Source organism: Rhizobium sp. FG96, from assembly GCF_057808655.1.
In genome coordinates, this window is sequence record NZ_JBMDIL010000006.1 from 367,954 (window position 1) to 389,599 (window position 21,646).

Below are 21,646 nucleotides of genomic sequence, written 5' to 3' on the forward strand. Positions count from 1 at the left end.
CTCCCTCTTATTCTTCTTGCTCAGACGCCGATCGCTTCGCTAAGCACTTCTTCGTGCGACGCCGCGTGGAAATCATGGCTGGCGACAAGCTTGCCGGCGCGGAACACATGCAGCCGGTCAGCGAGCTCGTAAACCTCAGGCAGGTAGGAGGAGATCAGAATGATGCCCGCGCCTTCCTTCAGAAGTTTGGAAAACAGCCGGTAGATTTCCGCCTTGGTACCGACGTCGACACCGACGGTCGGCTCGTCGAAGATGAACAGCCGCGCGCCATGGCTCAGCCACTTGCCGATGACGATCTTCTGCTGGTTGCCGCCGGACATGCTGGAGGCGTTGACGCGGCGGCTCGGCGTCTTGATGCTGAGATCGCGGATCTGCTTTTCGGCGTTGGCCGTTTCCACACTGTGGTTGATCACCGGACCGCTGCTCAGCCGCTTGAAGACCGGCAGATTGATGTTGAGACCAATCGGCAGATTGAGGCAGAGGCCCTGGTCACGGCGGCTTTCAGGCGCCAGGGCGATGCCGAGGTCCATGGCGGCGCGCTCGTTCTTGATGTCGACCTTCTTGCCCATCCAGTGGATTTCACCTGCAGTCGTCTTCTCCCGGCCGTAGAGCCCGAGCGCGAATTCGCTGCGTCCGGCGCCGATCAGGCCGTAGAGGCCGACGATCTGCCCTGCCTTGACGCTCAGCGACACGTCCTCGAAACCCGGTCCCGAGAGACCGCGCACTTCGACGATCGTCTCGCCGATCGGCACTTGCTCCTTGTGATAGATCTGTTCGATCGAGCGGTTGATCATCAGGGCGATCAGTTCATTCTCGTTGGTCTCGCCGATCAGCCGGGTGCCGACATGCGTTCCGTCGCGCAGCACCGAAACCCGGTCGGCGAGCTCGAACACTTCTTCCATGCGATGGCTGATATAGACGATCGTCACGCCTTCGGCCTGCAGACGGCGGATCAGCTTGAAGAGCTGTGCCGATTCCTGGCGCGTCAGATAGGCTGTCGGTTCGTCGAAGATCAGGAACTGCGTGCCGCGCATTGCCGCACGCGCTGTCGCGACCAGCTGCTGCTGGCCGATTGTCAGATCGCTGAGCAGCGCACCAGCAGGCAGGCCGAAGCCAAGGTCGTCGAGCACGGTCTGCGCCATGTTGACCATCTGCCGTTTGCGCATCAGGCCGAATTTGTTGACCTCGTCGCCGAGAAAGAGGTTGGCGGCGACCGTCAGATGCGGGCAAAGCACCACTTCCTGGTGAACGGCATTGATGCCGCGGGCGATCGCCTCATTCGGCGACGACAGGCCGACCGGATGGCCGCACCAGAGAATTTCACCGGCGGTTCTGGTGATGACGCCGGTCAGAAGCTTGATGAGTGTGGATTTGCCGGCGCCGTTTTCGCCGACGATCGCATGAATTTCACCGGCCAGAAACGTCACTGTCGCTGGCTTCAGCGCTTGGACGTAGCCGTAATTCTTCTGCAATCCCTTGAGTTCCAGAATGGGCGAACCTGCCGGAATACGGCTTGCCTCTTTCAGCGTGGCACTGTCATCGTGGCGATGACTGACCTCTTCCAGTCCGTCCATGGACCTCTCCTCCCATATGCGAATTCCGGTCCTCCACCGTCGCCCGCTCTCCATGTGCGGACGATAACACAGGTGAAGAAAAGGCCGCGCGGAATTTCTTGCGCGCGGCCTCGACAGAAGATTACTTGATCTTCGGGTTCAGAAGAGCGTCGATCTTCGGTTCAGCCATGTTGGCCTTGGTCACCAGATTGGCGCCGGTATCGACGTTCTGCTCGACCTTCTCGCCCTTGGAGACGGCCAGCGCGGTCTTGATGCCGTCGTAACCCATGCGATAGGGGTCCTGCACCACGAGACCGGCAAGTGCGCCGTCCTTCAGGAAGCCGACCGTCTTGTCGTCGCTGTCGAAGCCGATGACCTTGACCTTGTCGCCGAGCTTGTTTTCAGCAATCGCCTGACCAACGCCCTGTGCCATGATCAGGTTGGACGCGAAGACGCCAACGATGTTCGGGTTGGCAGTGATGAGGTCGGTCATCATGTTGAGGCCGGTGGTTGCCTGGCCGTCAGCATACTTGTCGGCGATGACCTTGAGGCCCGGATACTTGGTCTTGACCTGATCGAGGAAGCCTTCGCGGCGCTGTTCCAGCGAGCCGGCGCCGGCAATGCTGGTGATGATGGCGATTTCGCCTTCTTCCTTGCCGGTGGCGCCCTTGATGGCAGCGGCCAGACCGTCGGCAGCGATGCGGCCGCCCTGGACGTTGTCGGTGGTCAGGAACGACTTGAAGGCCTTGGAGTCAGCGCCGGAGTCGATACCGATGATCGGAACGGACTTTGCAGCTTCGTCGATCGGCTTGCCGAGCGCTTTGAATTCGGTCGGCGAGATGACGACAGCGGCCGGCTTGCCGGCAACGGCGTTTTCGAGGATGCTGATCTGGCCGTTGACGTCGGATTCAGACTGTGCGCCGAGTTCCGGTACCTTGACGCCGAGATCGGTGCCGGCCTTGCGGGCGCCGGCCAGAACGATCTGCCAGTAGAAGGACGTCGTGTCCTTGACGATGATCGGGATCGTCACGTCGGCAGCGAAGGACGCGGCCGGCATTGTGGTTGCGATCATCGCTGCGCCTGCGAGCGCCGTGAAGCTACGGCGCGACAGAAGGGACTTCATTTTCATTGTGGGTTCTCCTCCCAAGTTGCGTTCTCCTCCAGGAAACCAGACCGCTGAACGCAGGCGGACGATTTTTATCGATAAAAAACATTTGCTCGATGAAGCTAGCTGAGGCCTTTTGAAATTGCAAGTGGGGCAATTTCGCCTTTTTTGCTCTCTTCAATCCTCCGTAAGCTTATGTTTTTCCATCAATTCAAAGATGCTCTAAAATTACAATCAGCCGCGATAGACCTCTTCCGGAAGAACGACGCCTTTCTTCAGGATCAGATTGCCGTAGAGGCGGAATTCGGTTGTCGCGACGATATAGGCCGCCTTGCGCGAACGCTCGTAGAAGGCGAAGCGCTCCAGCGTGGCGATGCGGAAGTCGCCGGCCTTGCGGTCGACGATCGCCTGGAACTCCTTGCAGACCTCCGGCACGGCGGCGGCATCACCGACCACTTCCATGCGCCATGCGCTTTCCGGCACGAAGGTATCGAGAGGGAAATGCGTCAGGATCGCCTCGGCCATATCGGTCGCCGAAACGCCATCGGCGCGGATCATCTCCGGCCCCATGCTGGCCGACGGAAAGTTGGCGTCGGCGATGACGATCTCGTCGCCATGCCCCATCCTGGCGATCGCCAGAAGCAGATCGGGGCTGAGGACGGGATGGATACCCTTGAGCATGCTTCACTCCTATACGCGGACGGCGTCGCTGCCCAAGGGCTTGGCGACCAGCGTCTGACTTTCGAATTCTGGGTAAATGCTGTCCGGCAGCCGCGGCTCGAAGAGCTGCATGTTGCGGTCGACGCTCGATGCCTTGGCGGTGCCGATCAGCACCGACGAGACGATCGGGTCGCGCAGCGGAAACTGCAGGGCAGGCGCAGCAAGCGGAACGCCGTGGCGCTTGGCGATCTCTTCCATGGCGTTCACCTTGGCGGCGACGTCAGGCGTCGGCGCCATATAGTCAAAATGCGCGCCGGGGACCGCCCCTGTCGCCAGGATTCCGGAATTGAAGACGCCGCCGACCACGAGGCTGGTGCCCTTTTCGCGGCAAAGCGGGATCAGCTCAGCAACGGCAGAGCGGTCCAGCAGCGTATAGCGCCCGGCCATCAGGATGACGTCGATATCGGCGTTGCGCATCACGTCGAGGCAGACGGGCACCTCGTTGACGCCGAGGCCGAATGCCTTGATCGCGCCGCTGGATTTCAGCTGGTCCAGCGCCTTGATGCCGCTGTCGAGTAGCTGCTTCTGATAGATCGCATTCTTGGCCGCGCCATGCGTATAGCCGCCGATATCGTGGACATAGAGAATATCGATGCGGTTGAGGCCGAGGCGCGCGTAGCTGAAATCGACGGAACGCATGATTCCGTCATAGGAATAGTCGTAATCGGCATCGAAGGAGAGCGGGTCGACATAGCTGTAGTCAGGAACGGTGCCCGTCGGAACCGGGCGCAACAGGCGCCCGACCTTGCTCGACAGCACATAGTCATTCTCCGGCTTCGACCGCAGGAAATCGCCGACATAGCGCTCGCCGAGGCCGAGGCCATACCAGGGCGCGACGTCGAAATAGCGGATATCAGCCGACCAGGCGGCTTCCAGCGTTTCCATGGCCTGGTCGCGCGGGCAGGCGCGGTAAAGGCCGCCGAGAGCTGCGGCGCCGAAACTGATTTCGGTCACCTGCAGATCCGTCTTGCCGATCCTCCTCGTCTTCATCATTCCTCCTCTGAAGACTTGTGCAGCTTTATATTAGAGCGTCGCTCCGAGATGCCATGGCACGAATTCGTTATCGCCATAGCCGAACTCTTCGCTCTTGGTCTTCTTGCCCGATGCAGTGTCGATGATCAGTTCGAAGATCTCGCGGCCCTTGCCGGAGATCGTCGCGTCACCCGATGCGATCGTGCCGCAGTCGATATCCATGTCCTCTTCCATCGCCGCATAGAGCGCCGAGTTGCTGGACAGCTTCAGCGACGGGGCCGGACGACAGCCGAAGCAGCTGCCGCGTCCCGTGGTGAAGGCGATCATGTTGGCGCCCCCGGCCACCTGGCCGGTTGCCGAAACGGGGTCGTAGCCGGGCGTATCCATGAAGACGAGGCCGGATGCGGTGACGCGCTCGGCATAGCCATAGACGGCCGTCAGCGGCGAGCGTCCGCCCTTGGCGACAGCGCCGAGCGACTTTTCGAGAATGGTCGTCAGGCCGCCGCGCTTGTTGCCGGGCGAGGGGTTGTTGTCGAGCGATGCGCCATGAAGGCCGACATATTTCTCCCACCAGACGATCTTTTCGTCGAGCTTCCTGGCGACGTCATCGTTGACGGCGCGGCTGCGCAGCAGGTGTTCGGCGCCATAGATTTCGGAAGTCTCGGAGAGAATGGAGGTACCACCTGCCGCCGCCAGCAGATCGGCTGCAACGCCGAGCGCCGGATTGGCGGTGATGCCCGAAAAGCCATCCGAGCCGCCGCACTGCAGGCCGATGATGATGTCGCTGATCGGCAGCGCCACGCGCCGCTCCTTGCCGACATCGGCAGCGATCTCGCGCAGCATGCCCATGGCGCGTTCGACGGCGCGGCGCGAGCCGCCGGCATCCTGAATGTTGAAATGGCGCTTGGTGTCACCCGCACCGCTCTGGCCGTACAGAGTGAGCTGGTTGACCTCGCAGCCGAGGCCGATCATCAGCACGCCGCCGAAATTGACGTGGCGCGTGTAGCCGGCAAGCGTCCGGTGCAGAACGGCCATGCCGTCGCCAGTCGAGCTCATGCCGCAGCCCTGATCGTGAACGATCGGCACGAAACCATCGATACCTTCGTAATGCGGCAGGATCGTCCGGTTGGCCTCGTCTGCAATCGCCCGGCAGACGGTGGTGGAACAGTTCACGCTGGCGATGATGCCGATATAGTTGCGGGTGGCCGAGCGGCCGTCGGCGCGCTTGTAGCCCATGAAGGTGCGCGCCTTGTCTTCGGCGGTCGCCGCTTCCGGCGCGGAATTGGCGGTGGCCGCCAGGCGGTCGTTCTCGAAATGCAGATTGTGGCTGTGAACGTGGTCGCCGGCCTTCACGTCGGCGGTCGTGCGGCCGATCGCCTGTCCGTACTTGACCACGGCGCTGCCGGACGGGATATCGGCGATGGCGACCTTGTGGCCGGGGTCGATCTTCTGGCGCGCGGCAACGCCGGCGACGATGGCTCCGGGCTCGATCGCCGCCGTTGCGACGGCAACGTTATCTCCGGCCGAAAGGATGAGCCAAGGCAGTTTATCCAATTTACTTCTCCCTGAGGAAACGCTCGCTGCATCGGCGAAATGCGCATTGATTTTGTTTTTTATCTACAATAAACATTTTCAAGTCAACGGGAATATTGTTCCTGTGGACGAGGGAGGCAAACAGCCGCAAGCGATCCAGAATAATATAAGGATTGCAATAGATAAGCTCCCGGCGCACCGGCCGCACCATCGCGTGCGCCGATAGCGGACGGGCAGGAGCGGGGTCGCATGGCAAGACAGAATACAGTCTTCAAGGAAGCATACAATCGCTATGCCGCCGCATTGCGTCCGGAGGCCGCACTTCCGTCGGAGCCCGAGATCGCGGCCCAGCTCGGCATCAGCCGCAGCACCGCCCGCGCCATCCTCACGCGGTTGAGCGACGAGGGCATCATCCGCTGGAACAAGCGCCAGAAGATCGTGCTGCGCGCGCCGACCGCGAAGGATCTCTTTCCCTCCGAGGAAACGGATTCACTGCACGACATTATCGAGCGCAGCTTCATGCAGCGCATTCTCTCGGATGATGCGGCGCCGGGCATGCAGATCAACGAGCTCGAGCTTGCCCGGGAGATCGGCACCGGCACCACCAGCGTGCGCGAATTCCTGATCCGCTTCTCCCGCTTCGGCCTGATCGAGAAGCGCCCGAACAGTCACTGGATCCTGAAGGGCTTCACCCGCGAATTCGCGCTGGAGCTCGCCGACGTGCGCGAGATGTTCGAGCTGCATTCCGCCGCCGATTTCGGCCGGCTGCCGAAAGATCACGCGGCCTGGACCGATCTTGCGGCGATCAAGCAGGACCACCTCGACGTGCTCTCCGACATGGATCAGCGCTACAAGGAATTCTCCGCCCTCGACGAGCGCTTCCATCTGCTGATCCACCGCGCCTCGAAGAACCGCTTCATCGCCGATTTCTATGACGCGATCGCCATCATCTTCCACTATCACTACCAGTGGAACAAGGCAGCCGCCCGCCAGCGCAACGAGCGCGCCATTCACGAGCATCTCGACTATATAGCCGCCCTGGAATCAGGCGATCAGGCCCAGATCGATTTCTCGGCGCGTCTGCACCTACGCTCGGCCCGCCAGACCCTGCTGCAATCGCTGCCGCAGAATCCGGCCGACGCCTGACTTTCAATGTGAGGCCGCCTCGCTGGCGGGAACGCTGGTCGTCTTGCGGCCATGGTGGCCGACCGGGATCAGCCAAGTCGAAATCAGCGTCATGACGGCGACGACGACGATGCCCCAGAAGCTCCAGTGCAGCGACGCATCGAAGATGCCGCGGACGACAGGATCGCCTGCAAGCTCCGTCAGCCCCGTCGGCTGGTTCAGCACATTGTGAAGGTTGTCGGCGGTGTCGCCGCTGGCATAGTGATTGATCCCCGCATTCAGGATCGCGCCGAGAACCGTGGCGCCCAGCGTATTGCCGAGGCTGCGTGCGAAGATGATCGAGGCAGTGGCGCTGCCGCGCATCGACCACTCGACGCTGTCCTGCACCAGCGCGATGCTGGTGAGATTGATGAGCCCCATGCCGAAGCCCATGAAGAACGAACCGGCGCCGGCGACGATGGGCGAGCTATCCGGCGTCAGGAACAACAGGAAGAGCGCGCCGAACGGGAAGAGCAGGCTGCCGAAGCGCAGCGTGTTGCGGATGCCAAAAGCCTTGAACAGCTTGCTCGACATCATCACCGACAGCGGCCAGCCGACGACGAGCATGGTCAGCGTGAACCCGGCAACGATCGGCGAACGGCCGAGCACGCCCTGGATATAGACCGGCAGAATGGTGGAGAGGCCGATCAGCGCCATGCCGGCGAGCAGCATGCAGATATTGCTGGTCGCCACGAGACGGCGGCTCCAGAGTGCGATCGAGATGATCGGCTCCGGCGCGCGCTTTTCCTGCCAGAAGAACAGGGCACCCGAGATCAAAAAGACAGCGGCGAGCGACAGCAGGATCCAGGCTTCGGCATCCGTCTCGGTCAGGATCACCAGCAGCGCGATGATGGCGATCGAGAAGAGGATGGAACCGAGATAATCGATACTCGCCTGCTTGTGCGCCACGGTCTCCTTGAGGAACAGCGAGAAGGCGATGATCGAGAAGATGCCGATCGGCAGGTTGATCCAGAAAATCCAGGCCCAGGAGATATTGTCGACGATGATGCCGCCGGCGAGCGGCCCGACGACCGCCGATGTCGCCCAGACGGTGGCCATGATGCCCTGAACGCGGCCGCGCTCCTCCAGCTTGAAGAGGTCGCCGATGATCGTCATCGTCACCGGCTGGATGGCGCCGGCGCCAAGGCCCGGCAGCAGGCGAAACAGGATGAGCGAGGTCATCGACCAGGCGAGGCCGCACAGCAGAGAACCAATCAGGAAGACGACGATGCCTGCGATCAGCACCGGCTTGCGGCCGAAGATATCGGAGAGCTTGCCGTAGATGACAGTCGTCGTCGACTGCGCCAGCAGGAAGGCCGAAAAGACCCAGCTGTAATAGGTAAAGCCGCCGAGCTGTCCGACGATGCGCGGCATGGCGGTCGCGACGATCGTGGCTTCGATCGCCACCATGAAGGTGGCAAACATGATGGTCGCGACAACGAGAACGCGGTTCGAGCGCTGGGCCGTATCAGACATGACTTACCTTTCAGGATGCTTCGCGGCAGGCCGTCAGAGGGCGGCTCGGCAGAAGGGGGCAGTGCCGGCGCGAAGTGCTGCTTTGGTTTTTAGGCCCTAGCTGCTGCTGCTGTAAAGGTAATTATCCGTACAGTTACAAAAGCCTGGCCGCCGCAGCGTTGGTCTCGCTGCGGCGGCCGGGAATGGTTTCAAGCTTAGAACGACGAGCCGCGCCAGATCGGGCCGTTGCCCTCTTCGTCCTTCAGGCTGCTCGAGCCGAAGTGATAGCGCATGCCGACGAGGAAGTTGTTGGCGATGTCGCTGTCGCTGCCGAAGCCGTCGACAGAGAGCTTGGCATGCTCGAAGCGATAACCGGCATAGAAGGAAACCGGCGTGCCATCCGGCCGGTAATTGCCGATCGCCGAGATCTTCCAGACATCGGCCGTCTCGACATCGTCCTGATAGCGGTCGAACGCAACTTCGGCATCGGCACGGATATTGTCGGTGAAGAAGTAACGCATGCCGGCGCGGCCGGCATAGTGATCGTAGTCGAACCCGCCGATATCGGTCGTGCCAAGGCCGGCCTGGCCATAGATGGTCATGTCGGTGCCGAGCCATGCGGCTTCCAGGCCGCCGAGATAGTCGCGGGCTGTCGTATCAGGCAGGAAACGGGATTCAAACCGTCCCGTCTGGCCGAAGACGCCGACCGCATAGTTGCTGTCCGGCCGGTAATAGACATGCAGCGTGCCGCCGATATTGTCGTTCCAGCCGAATTCCTGGAGATAGGAATGCGCATAGTCGGCATCCGCCTGCAGGTTAAGCCCGGTGTCGGAGCTCGCATTCATCGATCCGCGCAACCGCCACGAGTGGCTGTCGAGATCCGTATCCCGCGAAGACCCAGCCTCGAAACCGCCCTCGACATAGCCGGTAAAGCGGCTCGCCGTCGCCGGCGTCGTTGCCGGTTCATCTAGCAAAAACTTCGGCACCATCACGTCGTTGGGCGCCAGATCAGCAGCCAAAGCGCCCTGCGCCGCAAGCAACGAAATGCCCGGACCCAACATCCAAGCCGCCAAAACCTTCATCGAAGCAGTCCCCCAGTAATCAAAACTGGCAAGACCGTATCAACCAAGGGTTAACCATGTATTTCAATCATTGCGTAATCAAACAAAAACTGAACAAACCCATAGGCTGTAGTTTTTGCGAAGGCGAAGAGTGCGTCGGGAGAGAGAATGGTGCCGCTTACGTGACTCGAACACGTGACCCCATCATTACGAATGATGTGCTCTACCGACTGAGCTAAAGCGGCAATCCAGGCGGGCGAAGCGTTCGGCCCGCGATTTGCATGGCGCTGATACAGGCATTGTTTGAAGATTTCAAGCGCCGTCTGATCGCTTTGGTAAAAAAGAACGGCGCTGTGGAAATCCGTTCAGAGCGACAGGCGGGTGCGGGCGCCGTGGTACTCGCTCTCGAGGCGGCCGACCAGCTTGGCGACTGGCTCGACTGCCTTGATGGCGCCGATGCCCTGGCCGCTGCCCCAGATATCCTTCCAAGCCTTGGCGCCGCCAACGGCCTGTTCGAAGTCCATTTTCGAGGGATCGGCGATCGGCAGGTTGTCAGGGTCGAGGCCGACGGCTTTGACCGAGGGCTTCAGGTAATTGCCGTGCACGCCGGTGAAATAGTTGGAATAGACGATGTCGTTGGCAGCATTCTCGACGATCGCCTGCTTGTAGGCGTCCGAGGCACGAGCCTCTTCTGTGGCGATGAAGGGGGTGCCGATATAGGCCATGTCGGCGCCCATTGCCTGCGCCGCCAGGATCGCCCCGCCATTGGCGATCGCGCCGGCCAGCAGCAGGGGCCCGTCGAACCATTCACGGATTTCCTGGACAAGCGCGAAAGGTGAAAGCGTGCCCGCGTGGCCGCCGGCGCCCGCTGCCACAGCGATCAGCCCGTCTGCGCCCTTGCGGATCGCCGAGTTGGCATGGCGGTTGTTGATGACATCGTGGAGCACGATGCCGCCATAGGAATGCACGGCGGCATTGACCTCGGGAACGGCGCCGAGCGAGGAGATGACGACCGGCACCTTGTATTTCACGCAGAGCCTGAGATCGTGCTCAAGGCGCTTGTTCGACATATGGACGATCTGGTTGACGGCGAAGGGGGCTGCTGGTCTGTCGGGATTGGCGGCATTATGGGCGGCGAGATCCTCGGTGATCATTGCCAGCCACTCGTCGAGTTGGCTTTCGGGGCGGGCGTTGAGCGCCGGAAAGGCGCCGATCACTCCTGCCTTGCACTGCGCCAGCGTCAGCGCCGGATGCGAGATGATGAACAGCGGCGAGGCCACGACCGGCAGGCGCAGGTTCTTCGTCAGGATTTCGGGCAGGGCCATGAGATCACCATCAATTGACGTTTACGGAAGCGTCAATTTGATAACAGAGTTCCATCGCGCCGAAAAGGCCACCCAACTGGGCAGGCTACCGATTTCGCGATTTTCGGATATTCTGAAAGGCAGCGTTTTCCCCTGCCGATCGGCCGGGCGGCGCGCCGGAGGCTTGCGGTTTGGCGCTGTTGCCGCTACCGGATTTTGTTAGGCATTTGTAAAGATTTGAGCGGAATGCCGGTTTCAAGAGTGAAGGATCGCACGTGAGCGGATTAGAAACGGCCATCAGAACTGCGCTTGGCAATTCCGATCGCGACAATCCCGAGATCCGCGCCAGAATCTATCAGTCTGCCCGCCAGGCGCTGGAAGCGGGGCTGCGCAAGCAGGACATCACCGACCGCGAGGCGATCGCCCATCACCGCCACCGCCTGGAAACCACGATCCACATGATCGAGGCCGAGGAGCGCGAGCGCATGCATCCGCGCCAGGGGCCGCCGGAAGTGCCGGTTCCGCCGGTCGTCGATGTTCCCGAGCCCGTCCATCACCAGGTTGAGCCGGAAGCCCCGGCGCCGGAACTCGCTGGCGAGACCCGCTATGCCGAAGAGCCGCGCCGCGCCTATGACGAGGCCAGCCTCGATGGCGTGCATGCCGGCGAGGCCGATCATCTGGGTGCAGCGCCCGCTGCCGAAGAGAGCTTCGCCGCCGAGCGCCGGGCGCCGTCTGCCGCCGCCAATATGGATTTCCGCCCGGAAGGAGCGGCCAAGCGCCGCAAGCCGCGCAAGATCTTCTCGCGCCTGCTCGTCTGGTGCGTGCTGATCGCCTTCGTCGGCACCGGCGCCTGGTGGGCGCACAAGTCCGGCCTGCTCTTGACGGCGCAGGAGCGTGACACCAGCGTCGCCAATCCGCCGGCGAGCACCCAGCCCGAAGATTTCGACGGCAGCGACAGCCAAACCGCCGACAATAACAATAATGCCGGTACGCACACCGATCAGCCGGTGACGATCGACCCGCAGAACAGCTTCTCGGCTGCCTGGATCGAAGTCTTCAAGGCCTCGGATGCCGGCAAGATCGAGAACGGTGCCCAGGCGCGCACCGAAAACATCACCGAAAATGACGAGGCGGCCGTCCGCCTGATCTCGCAGAGCAACGGCGCCGATGGCAATATCGCCATTCCTGTCGCAGCCGATGTGCTGCAGCAGCTGGCGGGCAAGTCCTCGACCATCGCCATTACCCTGCAGTCGACGAGCGATGAGCCGACGCAGATCACCGTCGAGTGCAATTTCCAGACACTCGGCAATTGCGCCCGCCACCGCTTCAGTGTCACGCGTGAGAAGTCGGATGTGCTGGTTCAGGTCAATTTCGACCGGTCGCTGGCGCCGAGCTCTGCCGGCAAGCTGCTGATCAACAGCGATGTCGACGGCAAGGCCCGCGGCATCAACCTCTACGCCGTCCGCATCCTGCCTGGCCAATAAGCCGACGCGTCAGGTGCCGGGTGCCTGGCTGAGCAGGATCGAGAGGTCCTGCGGCGTATCCTCGACGATGCCGTCGAAGCCGCAGCTTTCGCGCACGATCAATGCCGGAGCGCCATTGGTCAGTTTCAGGCCGACGATGACGTTGTTGTAGCCATCCCAGATCTGCGGCGCCGGTTTGTAGCGCCGTTCCCAGCGCGCTTCGATCACGGGTGCCGCAAGCGGCTTGCCTGATAGTACCTGCTCGATTTCCAGGCGGAACAGCGCATCCTTCTGCTCGGGACGCGCCTGATAGCCGACGACCTTGGCGCGGACGATCGCATCCGAGCGGTAGAGCACGCTGTAATCGACATCCTGCAGCAGCACGCAGGCCTGCGCCTCAGCCGCCAGCCCCATCATCACGAGTAGTCCGCCGATTACAGCCGCAGGCCGCATCTTCACTCCTATTTCAGAAAGCCCGGACCCCAGCCGATGATCTTCTCATCCAGCTCGCCGATCGCCTTCTCGTCCTTGCCGTCATAATCCATCGTCTTCAGCATGTGACGGATGAGATTGAGACGGGCGCGCCGCTTGTCGTTGGCGCGGATGACGGTCCAGGGCGCTGCGTCCGTATGCGTTGCCTTCAGCATCCGGTCGCGCTTGTCGCTGTAGTCGCCCCATTTCGTCAGTGCCGCGATATCCATGGAAGATAGCTTCCAAACCTTGAGCGGATCGTGCCGCCGGTCATGGAAGCGCTTCAGCTGCATTTCGCGGCCGATATCGAGATAGAACTTGAAGAGATAGATGCCCTCATGGGCGATGACCTTTTCGAGCAGCGGCGCCTGCTCGAGAAAATCCTCGTATTGCTTCGGTGTGCAGAAGCCCATGACCGGCTCGACGCCGGCGCGGTTATACCAGGAACGGTCGAAGAGCACGAATTCACCGGCCGTTGGAAACTGCGCGATATAGCGCTGGAAATACCACTGCCCGAGCTCGCGGTCGTTCGGCTTGGCGAGCGCGACGACACGCGCAAGGCGGGGGTTCATCTTGCCGGAGGAGGCCGAGATCGCGCCGCCCTTGCCGGCCGCATCGCGTCCCTCGAACACCGCCATGACGCGCTTGCCGGTCGCCTGCAGCCAGAACTGCACCTTGACGAGCTCCACCTGAAGCTTATCGAGGTCTTCGAGATACTCTTCTTCCTTCAGCTTCTTCTTGTAGGGAAAGTCGCCGGATTCGAGTGCCTTTTCGTCGATCCAGGCAGGCAGCACAGGATCGTCCACGTCGAAGACGCGCTTCTTGCCTCTGATATCCAGTTCGACTGCGCGGCTCTCGACATCTTCGGCCATCATTTCCTCCCGGCGCTTCGGCTTCTGAGCAGGCGATCATATTTCGCGTTAAAAATCAAATTGCTCGCTGCGGCATGAAAATAGTTGTGTGTTTCCACTGCGGCTTTTTCGCTTGGTGGAAGCAGTCGAAAACTTCTGTCATGAATCACGGCTATCAGGCAAAGTTTGAAGCAATGATTGCGACTGAAAGCCGGGCGAGGGGCAAGTGGAAGAGGAAATGCCGTGGACATCGGGGCTGATGGCCCGCATCAGGCAGGAACGCCCCGTGCTTCTTGCCGCTCTGGTCATCGGGCTGGTGGCGCTGGTCTCGGGGATGAACAAATGGGGCGTGCTGGCGCTCGTCGTCCTGATGCTGCTCGTCGTCGTCATGAATGCCGAGCCGGCGGTGCAGGCCAAGCTTGCCGAAATCCCTGAGCCTGAGCCGGAAGCGCCGAAGAGCCGCCTGCCTGAAGTGGCCGCCACGCTTGCCGGGCTCGATATCCCCGTCATGGTTCTCTCCGGCGATGCCTCGGTGCTGTTCCAGAACCGCGCGGCCGAAAAGGCCTTCGGCGAGATGATCATCGGTGCGCATCTTTCGGCGCGCCTGCGCTCGCCCGGCATTCTCGACATGGTGCGCGAAACGATCGCCACCAATGCGGCAAACCAGATCGAGCATTCCGAGCGGCTTCCTTCCGAACGCGTCTATATCGTCCGCAGCGCCCCGATCGATCTCGGTGAGGGGGAGGGTGGCGAGCGTTTCTTCATGCTCTCCTTCCGCGATATTTCGGAAGTCCGCCGCATCGACCGTATGCGCTCGGATTTCGTCGCCAATGCCAGCCACGAGCTGCGCACGCCGCTCGCCTCGCTGCGCGGCTTCATCGAGACTATCCAGGGTCCGGCCAAGAACGATGCCAAGGCGCAGGAACGCTTCCTTGGCATCATGTTCGACCAGACGACCCGCATGAGCCGTCTCGTGGATGATCTGCTGTCGCTGTCGCGGCTTGAGTTGAAGTCGCATATCGCGCCCGACGAAAAGGTCGATCTCGTGCCGCTGCTCGGCCATGTCCGGGATTCCCTGCAGCCGCTGGCGAAGGATGTCGGCGTCGAGATCAATCTCAATCTGCCGGAAGGCCGGGCGGAGGTGCTCGGCGATCGAGACGAGCTGGTGCAGGTCTTCGAGAACCTGATCGAGAACGCCTGCAAATACGGCCAGGAAGGCAAGACGGTCGACGTCTCGATCAAGAACGGCCAGGGCCAGCCTGTCGAAGTCACCGTCGCGGACCGAGGGCCCGGCATCCCGGCAGAGCATGTGCCGCGCCTTACCGAGCGCTTCTACCGCGTCAATATCGAGGACAGCCGTTCGAAAAAGGGCACCGGTTTGGGCCTTGCCATCGTCAAGCATATCCTGACCCGCCATCGTGCACGGCTGATCGTTAAGTCCGAGGTTGGCAAGGGAACGGCCTTTACCGTGCGGTTTTGACATAAAGCCGCAACACACCCATTACATCGAAAAATTTTATCTATGTATTTCAGTATTTTAGACTGTCACAAATGTTTCATCAAAGTGACATAAAAGCTCTGTGCATCAGGGGCTAAAGAGTGGCTGCCGATGAAAAAAGGCAATGCGAGGGCCCTGGGGGGCCTGCCCACACAAAGCCCAATGCCGGGAGATTTTTCTGATGAACACGCTTAAACTCACCGTTGCCGCTCTCGCCGCAACCGTTGCTTTTGCAGGCGCTGCAGCCGCTCGCGACCAGATCCAGGTTGCCGGTTCGTCCACCGTTCTGCCTTACGCCAAGATCGTTGCCGAGTCCTTCGGCGAAACCTTCACCAACTTCAAGACGCCGGTCGTTGAATCCGGCGGCACGGGCGCTGGCCTCAAGGAATTCTGCAAGGGCGTCGGCGAAGACACGATCGACGTTGCCAACGCTTCGCGCCCGATCAACAAGAACGAAATGGAAGCCTGCAAGGCTGCCGGCGTAACCGACATCCAGGAAGTCAAGATCGGTTATGACGGTATCGTCTTCGCAACCGACGCTTCCAACCCCGACGTCGCCTACGTTCCGGAAGACCTCTACAAGGCTCTGGCCGCTCAGGTCGTCGTTGACGGCAAGCTCGTTGCCAACCCCTACAAGAAGTGGTCGGAAGTCAACCCGAAGCTCCCGGCTGTTGATATCGCTGCCTACATCCCGGGCGAAAAGCACGGCACCCGCGAAGTCTTCGAACTGAACGTTCTCGCTGCAGGCTGCAAGGCTTCGGGCGCTCAGGAAGTTATCGCCAAGGAAATCACCGACAAGGCTGCTCAGGCCAAGGCTTGCGTTGCAGTCCGTAAGGACGGCGCTGCAGTCGACATCGACGGCGACTATCCGGAAACGCTGGCACGCATCGCTGCCAACAAGACCGGCGTTGGCGTCTTCGGTCTCTCCTTCTACGAAAACAACGCTGACAAGCTCAAGGTCGCGACCATGAGCGGCATCGTTCCGTCGACCGAGACCATCTCGAACGGCACCTACCCGGTTTCCCGCCCGCTGTTCTTCTACGTCAAGAAGGCACATCTCGGCGCCGTCCCGGGCCTGAAGGAATACGTCAACTTCTTCGTATCCGACCAGATGATCGGCCCTGACAGCCCGCTCGTCGAATACGGCCTGGTTGCTGCTCCGGACGCCGAGCGCGAAGAAATCCGCAAGGCCGTCGAAGCCGAAAAGACCATGTAATGCATAAGCCGGCGCGGCATCAGGGGGTGCCGCGCCGGTTTTCTAATGACAGTACCCTTGCCGCTGCATGGCAAGGTTTTGAGTTTGTCCATGATTGGGAAGCTGTGCGGGGACATCGCCGCATATGCTCTTGGGGCTGAGCGCCTGGGGACGTAAAGAATGAGCACATCCATTATACTCTTGTGTCTCGTGGTGTTCGGCGCGCTGGCCTATGTGGCCGCCCGCAGCCGTGCCACGGCGCTTGCCGGGGGCAAGTCTTCCGCGCTGCATTCGCGGCCGGGTTATTATGGCGCCTATGCCGCCATCTGGGCCGTCCTTCCGGCCCTCGTCGTTCTCTGTGTCTGGCTCGCCGCCAGCCCGGGCATCATCGAATCCACCGTCCGCAACGCCTTCCCTGAAGATGTGAAGGCCAAGAGCGCTGCCGAGCAGGACTTGAGCTACAGCATGGTCGCTACCATCGGCCGCGGCTTCAATCTGCTGACGGCTGACGAGCTCGCCGCGCTCGGTGCCGACACCAAGGCCGTCCAGGCCAAGCTCAACGAAAAGGGCGTTCCGCTCGCCGGCGAGCCGCAGCCCTACATGCTGGACGCCGCCAAGCTGCTGAATGCCGAAAGCGCCGGCAGCCGCCTGATCATGAGCGCCATCGTGCTGGTGCTTGCCGTTGCTGGTGCGCTCTATGCGCTGCGCGGCATCACGCCCCGCTTCCGCGCCCGCAACCGCGTCGAGCGCGTCATGCTCTGGGGTCTGCTCCTGGCATCCTCGATCGCCATTTTGACGACGATCGGCATCGTTCTGTCGATGCTGTCGGAAGCCCTGCGCTTCTTCGCCAGCGTCCCACCGCTCGAATTCTTCTTCGGCACCGTCTGGGATCCGCGCTTTGCCGGCGCCGGCAGCTCGTCGGAAGGCCAGTTCGGTCTCATCCCGCTGCTGCTCGGCACGCTCTATATCGGCCTCGTCGCCATGCTGGTCGCCGTTCCGGTCGGCCTGTTTGCGGCGATCTACATGGCCGAGTATGCCTCGCCGAAACTTCGCTCGCTGGCAAAGCCGCTGCTCGAAGTTCTGGCCGGTATTCCGACCATCGTCTACGGCTTCTTCGCCCTCGTCACCGTCGGTCCGTTCCTGCGCGATCTTTCCTCGCAGGTCAGCGGCCTCCTGACGGGCAACTACACGAACTTCATCCAGGCACAGAGCGTTCTGACCGCCGGTATCGTCATGGGCATCATGCTGATCCCATACGTCTCCTCGCTGTCGGACGACATCATCACCGCCGTGCCGCGTGCCCTGCGTGACGGTTCGCTCGGCCTCGGTGCCACGCGCTCCGAAACCATCAAGAAGGTAGTGCTTCCCGCTGCTCTCCCGGGCATCGTCGGCGCACTGCTGATGACCGCCTCGCGCGCCATCGGCGAAACCATGATCGTCGTGCTTGCGGCCGGTGTTGCCGCCCGCATGCAGATCAATCCTTTCGAGCCGATGACCACCGTGACGGTCAAGATCGTCAACCAGCTGACGGGTGACCTTGAGTTCACCTCGCCGCAGACGCTCGTCGCCTTCGCGCTCGGCATCACGCTCTTCTTGATCACGCTTTGCCTCAATATCTACGCGCTCTACATCGTGCGCAAATACCGGGAGCAGTACGAATGACGAATATCGCTTCTCCGGTTTCCGGCACTCTCGTATCCAAGGCGCCTGCGCGCCGCGACATCGGCATCAAGCGCCGCTATGCCGCCGAACGCCGCTTCCAGGCTTACGGCATGGCCGCTATCGCTTTCGGCTTGATCTTCCTGGTCATCCTGCTGTCGACGGTCATCCGTCAGGGCTACACGGCCTTCCAGCAGACCGCGATCTCGCTGCCGATCGAGTTCACTGAAAAGACGATCGATCCGGGCAACAAGCGCGCGACCGATCCGTCCGTCCTGATCGCCGCCAATTACGGCGCCCTGCTGCGTGACGCCATCGTCAAGCAGCTCAACATCAACGCATCGAGCCGTCCCGACGTGCGTGATGCATCGGCGATGCTCTCCAAGGGCGCTCCGATCCAGCTGCGCGACATGGTCGTCGCCGACCCGTCGATCATCGGCAAGACGATCAACGTTACGGTTCTCGCCGACGCCAATGTCGACAGCGCCAACAAGGGCCAGATCGATCTGAGCGTCGATGAGAAGAACCGCAAGGTCAACGACAAGCAGGTTGGCTGGATGAACGAACTGAAGTCGAGCGGCGCTCTCTTCAAGCAGTTCAACACGGGCCTCTTCGTCAACGGCAATTCCAGCCGTCCTGAAGCCGCCGGCCTCGGCGTTGCCCTCATCGGCTCGCTCTATCTGATGGCGATCGTTCTTGTGCTGTCGCTGCCGATCGGTGTCGCCGCCTCGATCTATCTCGAGGAATTCGCGCCGAAGAACCGGCTGACGGATCTCATCGAGGTCAACATCAACAACCTGGCTGCGGTTCCCTCGATCGTCTACGGTCTGCTCGGTCTCTCAGTGTTCATCAACTTCATGGGCATGCCGCGCTCGGCCTCGCTGGTCGGCGGTCTGGTGCTCACGCTGATGACGCTGCCGACGATCATCATCGCGACGCGTGCGGCTCTTCGCGCCGTCCCGCCGTCGATCCGCGCGGCCGCTCTCGGTCTCGGCGCCTCGAAGATGCAGATGGTGTTCCACCATGTGCTGCCGCTCGCCATGCCGGGCATCCTGACCGGCACCATCATCGGCCTGGCGCACGCGCTCGGCGAAACCGCGCCGCTCTTGCTGATCGGCATGGTCGCCTTCGTCGCCAATGCACCGGCCACGCCTCTCGACCCGTCCACCGCCCTCCCAGTCCAGGTCTACATGTGGGCCAACGAAGCCGAACGCGCCTTCGTGGAACGTACGTCGGGTGCCATTATCGTCCTCCTCCTGTTCCTGATCGTCATGAACCTCGGAGCCATCCTCTTGCGCCGTCGCTTTGAGCGCCGCTGGTAAACGGAGTAGAAACAATGAACATGTTGACCGAAGCAGCAGTTGAAAAGGCTCTGGACCAGAAAATGAACAGCATTCCCTACAAGATGATCGGCCAGGACGTTTCCGTCTATTACGGCGAAAAGCGCGCCCTCTTCGACGTCAAGCTGAACATCCGCGAAAACACCGTCACGGCGCTCATCGGCCCGTCCGGCTGCGGCAAGTCCACCTTCCTGCGCAGCCTGAACCGCATGAACGACACGATCGACAATTGCCGCGTCACCGGTAAGATCACGCTCGATGGCGACGATATCTACGATCCGGATATCGACGTCGTCGAACTGCGCGCCCGCGTCGGCATGGTGTTCCAGAAGCCGAACCCGTTCCCGAAGTCGATCTATGAGAACGTCGCTTACGGCCCGCGCATCCATGGTCTCGCTAAGACCAAGGCCGACATGGACCAGATCGTCGAGACCAGCCTGCAGCGCGCCGGCCTCTGGAACGAGGTCAAGGACCGCGTTCATGAATCCGGCACCGGCCTCTCCGGCGGTCAGCAGCAGCGCCTCTGCATCGCCCGCGCCGTTGCAGTCTCGCCTGAAGTCATCCTGATGGACGAGCCGTGCTCGGCACTCGATCCGATCGCCACGGCAAAGGTCGAGGAACTGATCCACGAGCTGCGCGAAGCCTACACGATCGTCATCGTCACGCACTCCATGCAGCAGGCCGCCCGCGTTTCGCAGCGCACGGCCATGTTCCACCTCGGCAACCTCGTCGAGGAGAACGACACCGACAAGATGTTCACCAATCCGGACGATCCGCGCACCCAGGATTACATCATGGGCCGCTTCGGCTGATCTTTGGCGTCACGACCCCCGATAGACACTCAAGGACTTTCCCCATGGCATCGACACATATTTTTTCTGCGTATGACGAAGACCTGAAGTTCCTCTCGCGCCGCATTTCCGAAATGGGCGGCCTGGCCGAGCAGATGGTTTCCGACGCTGTCCGCGCCCTCGTCAACGGCGACGCGGCGCTGGCGCAGAAGGTCATCTCCGACGACGTGATCCTCGATCACGCCGAGCGCGAGATCAACGACAAGGCGATCGTCACCATCGCCCGCCGCCAGCCGATGGCGTCGGACCTGCGCGAGATCATGGGTTCGATCCGCATTGCCGCAGACCTCGAGCGCGTCGGCGACCTCGGCAAGAACACCGCAAAGCGCGTCATCGCCGTGCAGAGCACCGGCGTTCCGCGCAAGCTCGCCCGTGGCCTGGAGCATCTCTCCGAGCTCGCGCTCGTCCAGCTGAAGGAGGTGCTCGACGTCTACACGACGCGCGCTGCCGACAAGGCGAAGTCGATCCGCGAGCGCGACGAGGAAATCGACGCGATGTACACGTCGCTGTTCCGCGAGCTCCTGACCTACATGATGGAAGATCCGCGCAACATCACCAGCTGCACGCACCTGCTCTTCTGCGCCAAGAACATCGAGCGCATCGGCGACCACGCCACCAACATTGCTGAAACCATCTACTACATGGCGACCGGCGCTCAGCCGGAAGGCGAGCGTCCGAAGGACGACACCGCCAACACCGTCGGCGCGGTAACGGAATAATCATCCGGACCGGGCCTCAGGAGACAGAATAGAATGATCCCGAGAGTTGCAGTCGTTGAAGACGAAGAAGCACTGAGCGTGCTTCTTCGCTACAATCTCGAAGCCGAAGGTTTCGAAGTCGATACCATCCTGCGCGGCGACGAGGCGGAAATCCGCCTTCAGGAGCGCACGCCGGACCTTCTTATCCTCGATTGGATGCTGCCTGGCGTATCAGGCATCGAGCTCTGCCGCCGGCTGCGCATGCGCCCGGAGACCGAGCGTCTGCCGATCATCATGCTGACGGCGCGCGGCGAGGAAAGCGAGCGCGTTCGCGGCCTGTCGACCGGCGCGGACGACTATGTCGTGAAGCCGTTCTCGACGCCCGAGCTCGTTGCCCGCGTCAAGGCGATGCTGCGCCGCGCCAAGCCGGAAGTTCTCTCGACCGTGCTGAAGTGCGGCGATATCGAACTCGACCGCGAAACGCACCGCGTTCACCGCAAGACCCGCGAAGTCCGTCTCGGACCGACCGAGTTCCGCCTCCTGGAGTTCCTTATGTCGTCGCCGGGCCGCGTCTTCTCGCGCTCGCAACTGCTCGACGGCGTCTGGGGTCACGACATCTATGTCGACGAGCGTACCGTCGACGTCCATGTCGGTCGCCTGCGCAAGGCGCTCAACTTCTCGAACATGCAGGATGTCATCCGCACCGTCCGCGGTGCCGGTTATTCCATGGAAGCCTGAGTGATCAAGGAGGCT

19 protein-coding genes and 1 tRNA gene are annotated in these 21,646 nt (G+C 61.6%); 9 read left to right on the forward strand and 11 right to left on the reverse strand.

Features of this window, described 5'->3' with window-relative positions; genetic code table 11:
* Positions 1-20: 20 nt before the first annotated feature.
* The 5 genes from ACODR6_RS14890 to ACODR6_RS14910 all read right to left on the reverse strand — a co-directional run bounded on the left by ACODR6_RS14890 (position 21) and on the right by ACODR6_RS14910 (position 5,904).
* Positions 21-1,574 (reverse strand): sugar ABC transporter ATP-binding protein, encoded by a 1,554-nt coding sequence (locus ACODR6_RS14890; RefSeq protein WP_489022787.1) that lies wholly within the window; start codon positions 1,572-1,574, stop codon positions 21-23.
* A gap of 121 nt (positions 1,575-1,695) precedes the next feature.
* Positions 1,696-2,682 carry an ABC transporter substrate-binding protein gene (locus ACODR6_RS14895; protein ID WP_112713569.1) on the reverse strand — a complete coding sequence of 329 codons (987 nt, stop codon included), beginning with the start codon at positions 2,680-2,682 and terminating at the stop codon, positions 1,696-1,698.
* A gap of 210 nt (positions 2,683-2,892) precedes the next feature.
* On the reverse strand, positions 2,893-3,339 hold the full coding sequence (locus ACODR6_RS14900) for an RbsD/FucU family protein (RefSeq protein ID WP_130279144.1): 447 nt from the start codon (positions 3,337-3,339) through the stop codon (positions 2,893-2,895).
* A 9-nt stretch (positions 3,340-3,348) separates the two neighbouring features.
* Positions 3,349-4,368: an aldo/keto reductase gene (locus ACODR6_RS14905; protein ID WP_489022788.1), complete on the reverse strand. Its 1,020-nt coding sequence runs from the start codon at positions 4,366-4,368 to the stop codon at positions 3,349-3,351.
* Positions 4,369-4,401: 33 nt separating this feature from the next.
* The gene (locus ACODR6_RS14910) at positions 4,402-5,904 is read right to left on the reverse strand and encodes a UxaA family hydrolase (RefSeq protein WP_489022789.1); all 1,503 of its coding nucleotides are present in this window, start codon (positions 5,902-5,904) and stop codon (positions 4,402-4,404) included.
* Positions 5,905-6,132: 228 nt separating this feature from the next.
* Between ACODR6_RS14910 and ACODR6_RS14915 the strand changes: the two genes are divergently transcribed.
* Entirely contained in the window at positions 6,133-7,029 is an 897-nt protein-coding gene (locus ACODR6_RS14915) for a GntR family transcriptional regulator (RefSeq protein ID WP_489022790.1), read from the forward strand.
* Positions 7,030-7,032: 3 nt separating this feature from the next.
* Here the strand turns inward: ACODR6_RS14915 and ACODR6_RS14920 are convergent, their stop codons facing one another.
* The 4 genes from ACODR6_RS14920 to ACODR6_RS14935 form a co-directional block, all read right to left on the reverse strand.
* Positions 7,033-8,523 (reverse strand): MDR family MFS transporter, encoded by a 1,491-nt coding sequence (locus ACODR6_RS14920; protein WP_489022791.1) that lies wholly within the window; start codon positions 8,521-8,523, stop codon positions 7,033-7,035.
* A gap of 194 nt (positions 8,524-8,717) precedes the next feature.
* Positions 8,718-9,563, reverse strand: a complete 846-nt coding sequence (locus ACODR6_RS14925) for a hypothetical protein (RefSeq protein WP_199626109.1) — start codon at positions 9,561-9,563, stop codon at positions 8,718-8,720.
* Between the two features lie 169 nt (positions 9,564-9,732).
* Positions 9,733-9,808, reverse strand: a tRNA-Thr gene (locus ACODR6_RS14930).
* A gap of 120 nt (positions 9,809-9,928) precedes the next feature.
* Positions 9,929-10,888: an NAD(P)H-dependent flavin oxidoreductase gene (locus ACODR6_RS14935; protein ID WP_489022792.1), complete on the reverse strand. Its 960-nt coding sequence runs from the start codon at positions 10,886-10,888 to the stop codon at positions 9,929-9,931.
* 254 nt (positions 10,889-11,142) lie between these two features.
* Between ACODR6_RS14935 and ACODR6_RS14940 the strand changes: the two genes are divergently transcribed.
* Positions 11,143-12,351: a RodZ family helix-turn-helix domain-containing protein gene (locus ACODR6_RS14940; RefSeq protein ID WP_112713552.1), complete on the forward strand. Its 1,209-nt coding sequence runs from the start codon at positions 11,143-11,145 to the stop codon at positions 12,349-12,351.
* A 9-nt stretch (positions 12,352-12,360) separates the two neighbouring features.
* On the opposite strand, the gene ACODR6_RS14945 is transcribed toward ACODR6_RS14940, so the two are convergent.
* Entirely contained in the window at positions 12,361-12,783 is a 423-nt protein-coding gene (locus ACODR6_RS14945; protein WP_148194478.1) for a hypothetical protein, read from the reverse strand.
* 8 nt (positions 12,784-12,791) lie between these two features.
* Complete coding sequence (gene ppk2 / locus ACODR6_RS14950) at positions 12,792-13,673, reverse strand: polyphosphate kinase 2 (protein WP_203430023.1); 882 nt, start codon at positions 13,671-13,673, stop codon at positions 12,792-12,794.
* A 238-nt stretch (positions 13,674-13,911) separates the two neighbouring features.
* Between ppk2 and phoR the strand changes: the two genes are divergently transcribed.
* From phoR to phoB, 7 genes are all read left to right on the forward strand, one after another.
* Positions 13,912-15,132 carry a phosphate regulon sensor histidine kinase PhoR gene (gene phoR, locus ACODR6_RS14955; protein ID WP_489022803.1) on the forward strand — a complete coding sequence of 407 codons (1,221 nt, stop codon included), beginning with the start codon at positions 13,912-13,914 and terminating at the stop codon, positions 15,130-15,132.
* A 199-nt stretch (positions 15,133-15,331) separates the two neighbouring features.
* Positions 15,332-16,366, forward strand: coding sequence for a substrate-binding domain-containing protein (locus tag ACODR6_RS14960; protein ID WP_112713544.1), 1,035 nt, complete (start codon positions 15,332-15,334; stop codon positions 16,364-16,366).
* A gap of 159 nt (positions 16,367-16,525) precedes the next feature.
* Positions 16,526-18,007, forward strand: coding sequence for a phosphate ABC transporter permease subunit PstC (gene pstC, locus ACODR6_RS14965; RefSeq protein WP_130279134.1), 1,482 nt, complete (start codon positions 16,526-16,528; stop codon positions 18,005-18,007).
* Positions 18,004-19,326, forward strand: a complete 1,323-nt coding sequence (pstA, locus tag ACODR6_RS14970; RefSeq protein WP_199626114.1) for a phosphate ABC transporter permease PstA — start codon at positions 18,004-18,006, stop codon at positions 19,324-19,326. The genes pstC and pstA overlap by 4 nt, the downstream gene beginning before the upstream one ends.
* Positions 19,327-19,340: 14 nt before the next feature.
* Positions 19,341-20,156, forward strand: a complete 816-nt coding sequence (gene pstB, locus ACODR6_RS14975; protein ID WP_112713538.1) for a phosphate ABC transporter ATP-binding protein PstB — start codon at positions 19,341-19,343, stop codon at positions 20,154-20,156.
* Positions 20,157-20,200: 44 nt separating this feature from the next.
* Positions 20,201-20,914, forward strand: a complete 714-nt coding sequence (phoU, locus tag ACODR6_RS14980) for a phosphate signaling complex protein PhoU (RefSeq protein ID WP_112713536.1) — start codon at positions 20,201-20,203, stop codon at positions 20,912-20,914.
* 33 nt (positions 20,915-20,947) lie between these two features.
* Positions 20,948-21,631 (forward strand): phosphate regulon transcriptional regulator PhoB, encoded by a 684-nt coding sequence (gene phoB / locus ACODR6_RS14985; protein ID WP_112713534.1) that lies wholly within the window; start codon positions 20,948-20,950, stop codon positions 21,629-21,631.
* Positions 21,632-21,646: the final 15 nt, after the last annotated feature.

Excerpts from the sequence above, each read along its gene's own strand:
- ACODR6_RS14890 (WP_489022787.1), bottom strand. The coding sequence starts at position 1,574 with ATGGACGGACTGGAAGAGGTCAGTCATCGCCACGATGACAGTGCCACG.
- ACODR6_RS14945 (WP_148194478.1), bottom strand. The coding sequence starts at position 12,783 with ATGCGGCCTGCGGCTGTAATCGGCGGACTACTCGTGATGATGGGGCTG.
- ACODR6_RS14905 (WP_489022788.1), bottom strand. The coding sequence starts at position 4,368 with ATGAAGACGAGGAGGATCGGCAAGACGGATCTGCAGGTGACCGAAATC.
- pstB (WP_112713538.1), top strand. The coding sequence starts at position 19,341 with ATGAACATGTTGACCGAAGCAGCAGTTGAAAAGGCTCTGGACCAGAAA.
- ppk2 (WP_203430023.1), bottom strand. The coding sequence starts at position 13,673 with ATGGCCGAAGATGTCGAGAGCCGCGCAGTCGAACTGGATATCAGAGGC.
- ACODR6_RS14960 (WP_112713544.1), top strand. The coding sequence starts at position 15,332 with ATGAACACGCTTAAACTCACCGTTGCCGCTCTCGCCGCAACCGTTGCT.
- pstA (WP_199626114.1), top strand. The coding sequence starts at position 18,004 with ATGACGAATATCGCTTCTCCGGTTTCCGGCACTCTCGTATCCAAGGCG.
- phoR (WP_489022803.1), top strand. The coding sequence starts at position 13,912 with ATGGCCCGCATCAGGCAGGAACGCCCCGTGCTTCTTGCCGCTCTGGTC.
- phoU (WP_112713536.1), top strand. The coding sequence starts at position 20,201 with ATGGCATCGACACATATTTTTTCTGCGTATGACGAAGACCTGAAGTTC.
- ACODR6_RS14935 (WP_489022792.1), bottom strand. The coding sequence starts at position 10,888 with ATGGCCCTGCCCGAAATCCTGACGAAGAACCTGCGCCTGCCGGTCGTG.
- ACODR6_RS14920 (WP_489022791.1), bottom strand. The coding sequence starts at position 8,523 with ATGTCTGATACGGCCCAGCGCTCGAACCGCGTTCTCGTTGTCGCGACC.
- ACODR6_RS14925 (WP_199626109.1), bottom strand. The coding sequence starts at position 9,563 with ATGTTGGGTCCGGGCATTTCGTTGCTTGCGGCGCAGGGCGCTTTGGCT.
- ACODR6_RS14915 (WP_489022790.1), top strand. The coding sequence starts at position 6,133 with ATGGCAAGACAGAATACAGTCTTCAAGGAAGCATACAATCGCTATGCC.
- phoB (WP_112713534.1), top strand. The coding sequence starts at position 20,948 with ATGATCCCGAGAGTTGCAGTCGTTGAAGACGAAGAAGCACTGAGCGTG.
- ACODR6_RS14900 (WP_130279144.1), bottom strand. The coding sequence starts at position 3,339 with ATGCTCAAGGGTATCCATCCCGTCCTCAGCCCCGATCTGCTTCTGGCG.
- ACODR6_RS14895 (WP_112713569.1), bottom strand. The coding sequence starts at position 2,682 with ATGAAAATGAAGTCCCTTCTGTCGCGCCGTAGCTTCACGGCGCTCGCA.
- pstC (WP_130279134.1), top strand. The coding sequence starts at position 16,526 with ATGAGCACATCCATTATACTCTTGTGTCTCGTGGTGTTCGGCGCGCTG.